Genomic DNA, 11,745 nt, shown 5'->3' with positions numbered 1-11,745 from the left:
ATGGCGGTTTTTTATTGGACCTTGCGTGCGCTGCTCAGCCATTGGCGGCGCCATCCCGTGCAGTTTTTCAGCGTGCTCACCGGTTTGTGGCTGGCCACCGCGTTGCTGATCGGCGTGCAGGCCCTCAACAGCCAGGCGCGGGACAGCTATGCCCGCGCCAGTCATTTGATCGGCGGCGAGCCCCAGGCCAGTCTTGGCACGCCGGACGGCGCCAGCTTCCCACAGGACGTATTTGCACAGTTGCGGCGCGCGGGATGGCCGGTGTCGCCGGTGGTTCAAGGGCGGGTGCAACTCAAGGGGCTGGAGCATGTGCGCCTGCAATTGATGGGCATCGACCCGTTGTCGTTGCCGGGCAGTGGCGCAGTGGCGGGGCAGCGCATGAGCCAGGCGCAGATGCTGGCGTTTTTCGATCCGCCGGGGCGTACCTGGATTGCGCCGCAGACCTTGCAGGACTTGGGGCTGCATGCAGGTCAACAGCCCATCACCCTGAACGGACACGCCCTGCCGCCGCTGCAAGCCCAGGCCGATATGGCCCCCGGATTGTTGCTCACCGATATCGGCTTTGCCCAGCCTGTGCTGGAGATGCCTGATCGCCTGTCGCGGCTGTTAGTGGACAAGGCTTTCGCCGCTGGCCAGCCCACGCCGCCCGCCGGGCTGCAACTCAAGCAGGGCGAGGACAATAACCTTGCGCGTCTTACCGAAAGCTTTCACCTGAACCTCGATGCATTGGGCTTTCTGTCCTTTGTGGTCGGGTTGTTTATCGTGCACGCCGCCATTGGTCTTGCCCTGGAGCAACGGCGCGGGCTGTTGCGCACCTTGCGCGCCTGCGGCGTCAGTGTGCGTCTGTTGATTATCAGCCTGGGCGTCGAACTCGGCGTGCTTTCGTTGCTGGGGGGCGTGTTGGGCGTGGCCAGCGGCTACCTGCTGGCGAGTCTGTTGCTGCCCGATGTCGCTGCCAGCCTGCGTGGTTTATATGGTGCCGAGGTGCCGGGTCAATTGAGCCTGAGCCCTTGGTGGTGGGGCGCGGGGTTGGGCTTGAGTTTGCTCGGCGCGTTGCTGGCCGGTGCCAGCAGCCTGTGGCGGGCGGCGCGCTTGCCCTTGTTGGCGCTGGCCAATGCCCAGGCCTGGCATGAGGCCCATGGGCGTTGGTTGCGGCGTCAAGGGTGGGTGGCCAGTACCGCGTTGGTAATCGCTGTGCTGGCGCTGTGGTTCGGTCACAGCCTGGCTGCCGGCTTCGTGCTGATGGCTGCGTTGCTGCTCGGCGCGGCCCTGGGGTTGCCGGTGGTGCTCAATGGCCTGCTCAAGGCTGTTCTGGGACGCAGCCGCTCGGTGCTGGGCCAGTGGTTTCTCGCTGATTGCCGTCAGCAATTGCCGGCGTTGAGCCTGGCCCTGATGGCGCTGCTGTTGGCCTTGGCCGCGAATATCGGGGCGGGCTCCATGACCTCGGGGTTTCGTCATACCTTCAACAATTGGTTGGAGCAGCGTCTCACCGCCGAGTTGTACCTCAACCCACAAAACCCGGCCCAGGCGCAGCAACTGAGCCGTTGGTTGGCGCAACAACCGCTGGTGCAGACGGTGCTGCCCACCTGGCAGGTTGCGGTGCAGTTGCAGGGCTGGCCGGCGGATGTGTTTGGCGTGGTCGACGACCCCACTTATCGCCAGCATTGGCCGCTGTTGGAGGCGTCGAGCGAGCCGTGGGATCAACTGCAGCAAGGCGACACGTTGATGCTCAGCGAGCAACTGGCGCGCAGGCTGGCGGTGAAGTTGGGCGATACCCTGAGTATCCCCACGCCTCAAGGCACCTGGACGCCAAAGATAGTGGGGATCTACGCCGATTACGGCAACCCCAAAGGCCATGTGTTGGTCAATTCCAAGCACCTGCTGACCCATTGGCCGACGCTGTCTCCGGCGCGTTTCAACCTGCGTGTGTCACCTTCGGATGTGGCGTTGCTGACCCGTGAGGTGCAGCGCGCCTTTGCCCTGGACGACAGCCGTATCGTCGATCAACAGCAACTCAAGGGCTGGTCGAGCCAGGTGTTCGAACGTACCTTCGCCGCCACTGCTGCCCTGAACAGCCTGACGCTGGGCGTGGCCGGCGTGGCGCTGTTCATCAGCCTGTTGACCCAGAGCCAGAGTCGCCTGGGCCAGCTCGCACCACTGTGGGCATTGGGCGTCACGCGCCGGCAATTGATGCTGCTCAATCTCGGCCAGACCTGGCTGTTGGCGGTGCTTACCCTGGTCCTGGCCTTGCCGCTCGGCTTGCTGTTGGCTTGGTGCCTGGACGCGGTGATCAATGTGCAGGCTTTCGGTTGGCGCCTGCCGTTGCAGGTGTTCCCGTGGCAACTCGCGCAATTGCTCGGGTTGGCGATGGTTGCGACGTTGCTGGCCTCGGCATGGCCGTTGTGGCAGTTGTATCGCAGCCGTCCGGCGGATCTGTTGAGGACGTTTGCCAATGAAGATTAAGTGCCTGTTGTGGATGTGCTGCTTACTGGTCGCTTGTGACAAAGTCCCTGAGCCGCAGGAAAGCTTCGCCGGCCTGGGCAGTGACGCGGCGGACTTTGCCCAAGTGGTGCCCGGCAAAGTGTTCAGTTTTCCTGAGGACCATGGCCCCCATCAGGGCTTTCGTATCGAGTGGTGGTACGTCACCGCCAACCTCAAGGACGCGCAGGGCAATGTCTTCGGCGTGCAGTGGACGTTGTTCCGCAATGCGCGCAAGGCCGGGCCGACCGAGGCGAGCTGGCGTGATTCGACAATCTGGCTTGGCCACGCCGCCGTGACGTCCGCCACTCACCACTATGCCGCCGAACGCTTTGCGCGCGGCGGCGGCGTGGGCCAGGCCGGGGCCCAGGCGCAGCCGTTCAACGCCTGGATCGACGATTGGAACTTTGTCACCCGTCCCGGCGCCGCGAGCAGCTTGGCCGACATGCAACTCAAGGCCAGTGGTGCGCAATTCGCCTATGACCTGCACCTGACGTCCAGTCGCTCACTGGTGTTGCAGGGCGACAACGGCTACAGCCGCAAGTCCGACCAGGGCCAAGCGTCGTACTACTACAGCCAGCCGTTTTTCAGTGCCAGTGGTAGCGTCACTATCGATGGCGAGGTCTATAAAGTCACCGGCCCGGCCTGGCTCGACCGCGAGTGGAGCAGCCAACCGCTGAGCGCCGGCCAGACCGGCTGGGACTGGTTTTCCCTGCACCTGGACCGGGGCGAGCAGTTGATGTTGTTTCGGGTACGGCAAGCCGACGGCGCTGGGTATCTCACGGGCACCTGGATCGACGCGCAAGGCCAGACGCAAACGCTGCACAACGCAGATATCCAACTGACACCGTTGGAAACCACCACGATTGATGGGCGCAAGATTCCCACGCGCTGGTCGCTGAAAATCCCTGGCAAACAGTTGGATATCATCACCCAAGCCGTCAACCCGAACGCCTGGATGAACCTGAGCATTCCGTACTGGGAAGGGCCGGTACGGTTTGACGGTGGGGTGGGCTATTTGGAAATGACGGGGTATTAGCAAATAAAAATACTGGACATGCATACAGTATGCGGCTAGATTCCATCCCAGGTGACCGGATGTCACCTGACCTTCAGTTTTTAACTATGGATGGATAAAAAATGAAATCTAAAAAAGCCTTTATGCTGGGCGCGGCCATGGCGGCCTCCTGCTTCGTTTCGGCCTTTGCCCTGGCCGAGCAATACCCTCAGAAACTCAATGTCGAAGTGGTCAGGCAGGCCGTGGACAAAGCCCTGAAATCCGGCGGCAAGCTGGACGCGGCGAAGGTCCCGGCCAGCCTCAAGCAAAAGCTGAAGGCAGCCAAGACCGGTCAGTCCAAGGCTGTCACGCAGTCCGTCAAATCCGCGCCTTTCAACACCGTGGTCGGTGAGTTGAAAAAGCCCGGCCAGGCCGAGCTGAAGAGCGCTGCCGTTGCGGCCTTCGTCCCGCTGTTCCCCACCCTGGATATCAACACGCTCTACACCATCACGGGTGTGGCTCAAGGTGAAGAGTTCGCTTATCACTTCAACCTGCCAGAAAACGCGCGGGTCCAGGTGCAACTGGTCAACCAGAGCGCGGGCACCGACATGTCGCTGACCCTGTTCCAGGACGACGGCCAGGGCAACCTGAGCGTGGTGGGTTCCTCGGATGCCGCAGGCAATGCCGACGAGTACCTCAACGGCGTGCTGCCGGCCGGTGATTACTACTGGTACATGGTCGCCAAGGTCGCCAGCAGCTCGCAATTCAGCTTTGGCGTGGCGGTGGATACCAACGTCGATGCCTATGAGCCCAATGACACGCCGCAAACCGCCTTTGTGCTGCCGGACTCGATGAACAAGGTGACCGGCAACCTCGACAACGCCAACGATGTCGATTACTTCGACTTCAAGGCGGTGCGTGGCCAAAGCGTGAGCATGTACCTGGCCGGTGACGCGAACGGCAGCCGCAACCAATGGATTTTCGATCGTTTTGACGGCGTCAATTGGGTCACCATCCCTGCCGGCTCGACCTCGACCTACCCGAGTGTCACGCCGGGCACCACGGTGAAGGTGCGTGTGCGGGCCAATCCGGCCGTGGTTCAGGATTCGACCAAGCAATACCAGTTGAGCCTGGGCTCTACGCCGCGCCTGAACACGTCTGATGTGAAGGGTGACAATATCGTGCGTGTACCGGCGTCGATTTTCTGGATGGCGACCCAGGCGGGACGTACGGTGAACTGGACCACCAATTGGTCCGACTCCACGGGCGCACCGCTGCTGGGCGTTACGCCGGTTCTGCGTATCGACAAACGCTTTGACGGTGCCGAGTTCCACTGGACCGACTTCAAGGCCACCACCAACAGTGCGGGCACATCCCAGGCCAGTTCCGGTATCGGCGACTGCTTCGGCGATAACCGTGTGCAGTATCCGGACAGCAGCACGGGCGTCACCTACACCTGGGACACCACTTTCAACTTCGGCGGCTGGCGTATCGAGCTGGACGAGTTCCCTGGCGTGGGCGTGGGTGGCGAGAACGTGCCTTACGTGACCTTCGGGCACATCTGCACCCAGAACATCGTTCACTGATTCAACGGTGTGAGTGAGAAGGGGCAGCCTGACGAGGCTGCCCCTTTTTTTATTCGCCCGCCAATGCCAGGTCCAGCGGTAGCCGCGCCATGCTCGTGCCTTTCAACGAGCCCAGGTACAACCAGTTTCCATATTCCCGTGCGGTGGTGATCGGCGAGTAGTTCCCCGGGCTGCCGTCCTGCAGGTTGGCGATGACCTTACCTTCGGGATCCAAGCCCAGCACGAAGGCTTTGCGTTCGATAGGCTTGGGCACCACCATCAGCGCCCGTACCATCACCTTGCGCAGCAATGGGTAGCCGGCAAAGCTGTCAAGCAACGGATTGCGTGGCGAATACAGCGCTACCCAGAAACGGTCCTGGCCGTTGAAGCTAAGGTTGTCCGGCAGGCCGGGCAGGTTGTCGATAAACAGGTCATGGGTGCCGGCGCGCTCGCCCTTGAGCCAGTAACGGCTGATACGGTAGGCGCCGGTTTCATTCACCAGCACGAAGTTTTCATCCGGCCCCAAGGCCACGCCGTTGGCAAATTGCAGTTGGTCCAGTAGCACGTCGGTGCTGCCGTTGCTGAAGTCATAGCGCAGCAGCCGACCGTCGCCGCCATGTTCGATCACCGCTTCGCCGTCCTGCCCGTAGCCCCAGCGACTCGACGCATCGCTGAAGTAGGCATAACGCCCGCTCGCGTCCACGGTGACGTCATCGGTGAAACCGAAGGGCAGGCCGTTGGCACTGGTGCTCAACGTAGTGAGTTGGTGTTTTGCATCCAGGGCGAGCAAGCCCTTGATCCCGTCGGCAATGATCAGGCGCCCATCCGGGTGCAGCGCCAGGCCCAGGGGCCTTCCGCCGGTATTGGCCAATACTTCCAGGCTGCGGCTGTCGGGCGAGGTGCGGATGATGCGCCCGTCATGCAAGCCGCTGATCAAAAAGCCCTGGGCGTCCAGCAGCAAGGCCTCGGGCCCGGCGATGTCCTGGGCGCCGATTTTCTGCACGCCCTTGAGGCGCTGGTTCTCGGTGTAAAGGCCGCTCTTCATCGACGGCGCCGTGGGTGGCGTCCAGTTTACGGGTTGCACTTTGGTCGGCATCAACAGCAGAAAGGCGACCACCGCCAGAAGCAGTAGAAACAGCAGATGACGTAGTTTTTTGGGACGGGTACTCATGACGATGCCTGGTTGTCGTTGATGCTCGGTTCCCAATGCAGGGTGCCGAACAGGTAATCCATCAGGGGAAGGACGATGTTGAAGTTGCGACCCTGCATCAGTTCACAGCGGTGATGCAGGGCGTGCAGATGGTGCATCTGGCGGATCCACGGCAAGCGCGCCACTGGGTGGCTGGCGGGCAGGTGCTCGCAGGCGTGAAACACTTCGTAAAGTAAATACCCGAGGATCATGCACCCCGCGAACAGGCCGGCGACATTGGGGCTCAATTGTTTGAGCAACCACCAGGCAGGCAGAGTGATTGCCAGGCTGTGCAGCACGATCAGCCAGGCCGGGAACAGGATGACGCGCCAGTCGCGGGGGCTGTCGTAGGTCATGTGGCCGGGGGTGAAGAAACTGTGATGATCGCCGGTGTGGCGTGCGTAGAACAGCCGGGCCAAGGCGTGCTTGTGGTGGCCGAGGTGACGGTGCACGAGGTAGATGCAGAGGTTGAAGAACACCAGGGTCAGCGGCACGGTCAGCCATTGCACAGCGCTGATCTGATGCGTGGATGACCAGGCCAGGGCGATGCACACGATGCCGTAGCCGAACACGAAACTGGCGTGCAGCCAAGGGTTGTAGTGGGGTGCGACAGTGGCGCGGTAACGGGCGCGAAAGGTCTCGGTGGGGTGGTCCATGGCGGGTTGCTCGGTGTTTTTTTGTTGGAGTCTGAGCTTAGTTGGTGGTGGGGAATGTGCGAGTTTTGCGCTGCACACAGACCTACTGTAGGAGCCGGCTTGCCGGCGATGCTGACACCTCGGTGTGTCAGGTACGGCGAGTGGATGCCATCGCCAGCAAGCCGGCTCCTACAAGGACCGTGTCAGCCGAGGCGACCAGTGGGGGCTTGCACACCCCCTGTTTCCTTGCTAGTTTCTCGCAAAATGTTAACGATAACATTTGCTCTAACAATAAAAACAAAACAGAGAATCACGCCATGAAAATGCTCCCGAAAACCCTGTGTTTATTGGCTGTAAGCATCACCCTCGGCACTGTCTCCCCAGCATTCGCCGACGCTGCCAAGCCGATCCGCATCGGCGCGTCCTTCCAGGAAATCAACAATCCCTACTTCGTCACCATGAAAAACGCCCTGGAAGAAGCCGGCGCGACCATCGGCGCGAAACTGATCATCACCGACGCCCGTCACGACGTGTCCAAGCAAGTCAGTGACGTCGAAGACATGCTGCAAAAAGGCATCGACATCCTGCTGATCAACCCTACGGATTCGGTCGGCGTGCAATCGGCGGTCAAGTCGGCCCACGCCGCCGGTGTCGTGGTCGTCGCGGTAGACGCCCAGGCCGACGGCCCGCTGGATTCCTTCGTCGGCTCGAAGAACTTTGACGCTGGCTTCCAGGCCTGTGAATACCTGGCCAAGAACATCGGCGACAAGGGCAATATCGCGATCCTCGACGGCATCGCCGTGGTGCCGATCCTGGAGCGTGTGCGCGGTTGCAAAGAGGCCGTGGCCAAGCACCCCGATATCAAGATCGTCAGCATCCAGAACGGCAAGCAGGAGCGTGACCAGGCGCTGACCGTCACCGAAAACATGCTGCAGGCCCAGCCCGCCCTAAAGGGCATTTTCAGTGTGAATGACAACGGCTCCCTCGGCGCGCTCTCGGCCATCGAAGCCAGCGGGTTGGACGTGAAGCTGGTCAGCGTCGACGGCGCGCCGGAAGCGATCAAGGCGATCCAGAAGCCCGGTAGCAAGTTCATCGCCACCTCAGCGCAGTATCCGCGCGACCAGATCCGCCTGGCGCTGGGCATTGCCCTGGCCAAGAAGTGGGGCTCGCAGGTGCCGGCCACCATCCCGGTGGACATCACCCTGATCGACCAGGCCAAGGCCAAGGATTTCAGCTGGTAAATCGCCTAGGCCCCACGCCTGACGTGGGGCCCAGGTCATCCTTCTGAATACGAGGTCGGTGGTATGAGCAGTCTTCTGAAGTTGGAAAACATCTGTAAGCGGTACCCGGGCGTACAGGCCCTCAAGTCCATCAACCTGCAAGTCGAGCGCGGTGAGATTCATGCCTTGCTCGGCGAAAATGGCGCGGGCAAATCGACGCTGATGAAGATCCTCGGTGGCGTCGAGCATCAAGACGAAGGCCAGATCCTGATCGATGGCCAGGCGCAGCAGTTCGCGACTTATCGCGACGCAATCGCCGCCGGTATCGGCATCGTGTTCCAGGAGTTCAGCCTGATTCCCTACCTCACTGCCGTGGAAAACATCTTCCTCGGCCATGAGCTGAGTAACCGTTTCGGCCTGTTGCGCAAGCGCGAAATGGTCGAGGCCAGCGAGGCCTTGTTCAAGCGCCTCGGCGTGACCATCGACCTGCAATGTGCGGTCAATCACCTGAGCGTGGCCGAGCAGCAGTTTGTCGAAATCGCCAAGGCCCTGGCCCTGGATGCGCGCCTGCTGGTGTTGGATGAACCGACTGCCACGCTGACACCGAGCGAGGCTGAGCTGCTGTTCGACATCATGCGCGAACTCAAGCGCCAGGGCGTGGCGGTGATTTTCATCTCCCATCACCTGGAGGAGATTTTCCAGGTGTGCGACCGCATCAGCGTGTTGCGCGACGGCGGCAATGTGGGCGTTACCGATGTGGCTGACAGTGATATCGACCGGCTGGTCGAGATGATGGTCGGGCGCCGCCTGGAATGCAGTTTTCCACCCAAACCGAACACCGAGCGTGGCCCGCTGTTGCTGGAGGTCAAGGACATCCAACTGGTGCGCAACGGCCCGCACAACAGCTTCCAGCTGCACAAGGGCGAGATCCTCGGCTTTGCCGGCCTGGTCGGTTCCGGTCGTACCGAACTGGCCCTGGGCATGATGGGCGCGCTGCCGTCGGTGAGCAAAGACGTATGGCTGCGCGGCGAGAAAATCACCCTCGACGACCCGGCCCAGGCCCTGGCCCACGGCATCGGCCTGCTGCCGGAAAGCCGCAAGAGCGAAGGGCTGATCACCGACTTCAGCATTCGCGAAAACATCTCGTTGAACAACCTGCCCAAATACCAGAACGCCTCGGGCCTGATCGACAAGAACCGCGAATGCGCCAGCGTCGAAGGCCTGATGAAGCAACTGTCGATCAAGGCCCCCAGCAGTGAAAGCCGGGTGTTCAACCTCAGCGGCGGCAACCAGCAAAAGGTGGTGATCGCCCGTTGGATCAACCATCACTGCGACGTGCTGGTGTTCGACGAACCCACCCGTGGCATCGACGTGGGGGCCAAGGCGCAGATCTACGCGCTGATGCGCAGCCTCACCGAACAAGGCTACGCAATCATCATGATTTCCTCCGAATTGCCGGAAGTCATCGGCATGTGCGACCGCGTCGCCGTGTTCCACAAGGGCGCCATCGTCAAGGTACTCGAAGCATCTGCCGTCAATCCTCAAGAGGTCATGCGCCATGCAACAGGGGGCTCAAGTGAATACGTCCATTAGTACCGGCGACAGCAGCCGGTTGCGGCTGAACCTGGCGCGGCTGGTGCGCTCGCCGGCATTTTATCCCTTCGTCGGGCTGGTGGTGGTGACCCTGGTGATGATCCTCGCCAGCGACACCTTCCTCACTGCCAGCAACCTGTCGAACATCGCCCGCCAGGTGTCGATCAACGCGATCATCGCAGTGGGCATGACCTGCGTGATCCTCACCGGCGGCATCGATCTGTCGGTAGGGCCGGTGATGGCCTTGTCCGGCACGCTCACCGCCGGGTTGATGGTCGCGGGCCTGCCGCCCGGCCTGGCGATTGGCGCAGGCATGTTGATCGGCGTGGCCTTTGGCATCGGCAACGGCTTGTTCGTGGCCTACCTGCACATGCCGCCGATCATCGTGACCCTGGCGACCATGGGCATCGCCCGTGGCCTGGGCCTGATGTACACCGATGGCTACCCGATTTCCGGGTTGCCGGATTGGTTTGCGTTTTTCGGCCGCGAAAGCCTGTTCGGTATCCAGGTGCCGATCCTGATCATGCTGCTCACCTACCTGGCGGCCTACGTGCTGCTGCAACACACGCGCATCGGCCGCTACATCTACGCCATCGGCGGCAATGAAGAAGCGGTGCGGTTGTCCGGCGTGCGTGCGGCGCGTTTCAAGTTGCTGGTGTACGGCATCAGCGGCCTTACGGCGGCGATTGCCGGTCTGGTATTGACCTCGCGCCTGATGAGCGGCCAGCCGAACGCCGGCGTGTCGTTCGAACTGGACGCGATTGCCGCCGTGGTACTCGGCGGTGCCTCGATTGCCGGTGGGCGCGGGGTGATCGTCGGCACCTTACTCGGCGCCATGTTGCTCGGCGTGTTGAACAACGGCCTGAACATGCTGGGCGTGTCGCCCTATGTCCAGAGCGTGATCAAGGGCGCAATCATTTTGCTGGCGATTTTTATCAGCCGTCAGCGCCACAAATAAACTCCTCACAAGCACAGGACCCGACACCATGGACAAGCACACCGAAATGCAAGCCGTCGTCTGCCACGGCCCCAAAGACTACCGCCTGGAACGCATCGGCAAACCCCAGGCACGCGCCAATGAACTGGTGATCCGTATCGCTGCCTGTGGCATCTGCGCCAGTGACTGCAAGTGCCACTCGGGCGCGGCGATGTTCTGGGGCGGCGACAACCCGTGGGTGAAGGCGCCGGTCGTACCGGGGCACGAATTTTTTGGCTATGTGGTGGAAGTGGGCGAGGGCGCCGAAGAGCACTTCGACGTCGCGGTGGGCGACAAGGTCATCGCCGAGCAGATCGTGCCGTGCGGCAAGTGCCGTTTCTGCAAGTCGGGCAAGTACTGGATGTGCGAAGTGCACAACATCTTCGGCTTCCAGCGCGAAGTGGCCGAAGGCGGCATGGCCCAGTATATGCGCATTCCCAAGACCGCCATCGTGCACAAGATCCCCGAATCGGTGTCGCTGGAAGACTCGGCGCTGGTGGAACCGATGGCCTGTTCGATCCATACCGTCAACCGTGGCGATATCCAGCTCGACGACGTGGTGGTGATCGCCGGTGCCGGCACCCTCGGGTTGTGCATGGTCCAGGTCGCTGCGTTGAAAACCCCGAAGAAACTGGTGGTGATCGACATGGTCGACGAGCGTCTGGAACTGGCGAAAAAATTCGGCGCCGATGTGGTGATCAACCCGTCGCGCGACAACGCCCGTGAAATCATCAACGGCCTGACCGACAACTACGGCTGCGACGTCTACATCGAAACCACCGGCGTGCCAGCCGGCGTGACCCAGGGCCTGGATTTGATCCGCAAGCTCGGGCGTTTTGTCGAGTTCAGCGTGTTCGGTGCCGAGACCAGCGTCGACTGGTCGATCATCGGCGACCGCAAGGAGCTGGACGTACGCGGCGCTCATCTCGGGCCGTATTGCTACCCGATCGCCATCGACCTGTTCGAGCGTGGCCTGGTCACCTCCAAGGGCATCGTGACCCATGACTTCCCGCTGGACGACTTTGCCGAAGCCTTCGCGTTGGCCAACTCGACCAAGTCGATCAAGGTGCTGTTGAAGCCGGTGGCCTGAAA

At 61.7% G+C, this 11,745-nt stretch carries 9 protein-coding genes; 7 read left to right on the top strand and 2 right to left on the bottom strand.

Features of this window, described 5'->3' with window-relative positions; all coding sequences use genetic code 11:
* The 3 genes from RB216_RS18875 (at position 1) to RB216_RS18865 (ending at position 5,061) form a co-directional block, all read left to right on the top strand.
* Positions 1 to 2,463 (top strand): ABC transporter permease, encoded by a 2,463-nt coding sequence (locus tag RB216_RS18875; RefSeq protein WP_308907727.1) that lies wholly within the window; start codon positions 1 to 3, stop codon positions 2,461 to 2,463.
* The gene (locus RB216_RS18870) at positions 2,453 to 3,517 is read left to right on the top strand and encodes a lipocalin-like domain-containing protein (protein ID WP_308907726.1); all 1,065 of its coding nucleotides are present in this window, start codon (positions 2,453 to 2,455) and stop codon (positions 3,515 to 3,517) included. Before RB216_RS18875 ends, RB216_RS18870 begins: the two co-directional genes overlap by 11 nt.
* Before the next feature lie 101 nt (positions 3,518 to 3,618).
* Positions 3,619 to 5,061, top strand: a complete 1,443-nt coding sequence (locus RB216_RS18865) for a PPC domain-containing protein (RefSeq protein WP_308907725.1) — start codon at positions 3,619 to 3,621, stop codon at positions 5,059 to 5,061.
* Positions 5,062 to 5,110: 49 nt separating this feature from the next.
* On the opposite strand, the gene RB216_RS18860 is transcribed toward RB216_RS18865, so the two are convergent.
* Both RB216_RS18860 and RB216_RS18855 read right to left on the bottom strand, forming a co-directional pair.
* Positions 5,111 to 6,211 (bottom strand): SMP-30/gluconolactonase/LRE family protein, encoded by a 1,101-nt coding sequence (locus tag RB216_RS18860; protein ID WP_068937192.1) that lies wholly within the window; start codon positions 6,209 to 6,211, stop codon positions 5,111 to 5,113.
* Positions 6,208 to 6,885, bottom strand: a complete 678-nt coding sequence (locus tag RB216_RS18855) for a sterol desaturase family protein (protein ID WP_308907724.1) — start codon at positions 6,883 to 6,885, stop codon at positions 6,208 to 6,210. Before RB216_RS18855 ends, RB216_RS18860 begins: the two co-directional genes overlap by 4 nt.
* 296 nt (positions 6,886 to 7,181) lie before the next feature.
* On the opposite strand from RB216_RS18855, the gene RB216_RS18850 reads away from it, so the two are divergent.
* The 4 genes from RB216_RS18850 to RB216_RS18835 all read left to right on the top strand — a co-directional run bounded on the left by RB216_RS18850 (position 7,182) and on the right by RB216_RS18835 (position 11,743).
* Complete coding sequence (locus tag RB216_RS18850) at positions 7,182 to 8,105, top strand: substrate-binding domain-containing protein (RefSeq protein WP_028617010.1); 924 nt, start codon at positions 7,182 to 7,184, stop codon at positions 8,103 to 8,105.
* Between the two features lie 63 nt (positions 8,106 to 8,168).
* The gene (locus RB216_RS18845; protein WP_308907723.1) at positions 8,169 to 9,677 is read left to right on the top strand and encodes a sugar ABC transporter ATP-binding protein; all 1,509 of its coding nucleotides are present in this window, start codon (positions 8,169 to 8,171) and stop codon (positions 9,675 to 9,677) included.
* Positions 9,643 to 10,635: an ABC transporter permease gene (locus RB216_RS18840; RefSeq protein ID WP_122729311.1), complete on the top strand. Its 993-nt coding sequence runs from the start codon at positions 9,643 to 9,645 to the stop codon at positions 10,633 to 10,635. The genes RB216_RS18845 and RB216_RS18840 overlap by 35 nt, the downstream gene beginning before the upstream one ends.
* A gap of 28 nt (positions 10,636 to 10,663) precedes the next feature.
* Positions 10,664 to 11,743 (top strand): alcohol dehydrogenase catalytic domain-containing protein, encoded by a 1,080-nt coding sequence (locus tag RB216_RS18835; protein ID WP_236318160.1) that lies wholly within the window; start codon positions 10,664 to 10,666, stop codon positions 11,741 to 11,743.
* Positions 11,744 to 11,745 lie beyond the last annotated feature (2 nt).

The sequence above is a fragment of the Pseudomonas canadensis genome (assembly GCF_030980095.1).
Lineage (GTDB): Bacteria > Pseudomonadota > Gammaproteobacteria > Pseudomonadales > Pseudomonadaceae > Aquipseudomonas > Aquipseudomonas canadensis.
Note: the sequence above shows the minus strand (reverse complement) of the source record. Positions and strands in the feature narration are given on the sequence as shown.

Bases quoted from the DNA above. Each gene is read 5' to 3' on its own strand.
- RB216_RS18860 (WP_068937192.1), bottom strand. From the start codon at position 6,211: ATGAGTACCCGTCCCAAAAAACTACGTCATCTGCTGTTTCTACTGCTT.
- RB216_RS18850 (WP_028617010.1), top strand. From the start codon at position 7,182: ATGAAAATGCTCCCGAAAACCCTGTGTTTATTGGCTGTAAGCATCACC.
- RB216_RS18840 (WP_122729311.1), top strand. From the start codon at position 9,643: ATGCAACAGGGGGCTCAAGTGAATACGTCCATTAGTACCGGCGACAGC.
- RB216_RS18865 (WP_308907725.1), top strand. From the start codon at position 3,619: ATGAAATCTAAAAAAGCCTTTATGCTGGGCGCGGCCATGGCGGCCTCC.
- RB216_RS18835 (WP_236318160.1), top strand. From the start codon at position 10,664: ATGGACAAGCACACCGAAATGCAAGCCGTCGTCTGCCACGGCCCCAAA.
- RB216_RS18870 (WP_308907726.1), top strand. From the start codon at position 2,453: ATGAAGATTAAGTGCCTGTTGTGGATGTGCTGCTTACTGGTCGCTTGT.
- RB216_RS18875 (WP_308907727.1), top strand. From the start codon at position 1: ATGGCGGTTTTTTATTGGACCTTGCGTGCGCTGCTCAGCCATTGGCGG.
- RB216_RS18855 (WP_308907724.1), bottom strand. From the start codon at position 6,885: ATGGACCACCCCACCGAGACCTTTCGCGCCCGTTACCGCGCCACTGTC.
- RB216_RS18845 (WP_308907723.1), top strand. From the start codon at position 8,169: ATGAGCAGTCTTCTGAAGTTGGAAAACATCTGTAAGCGGTACCCGGGC.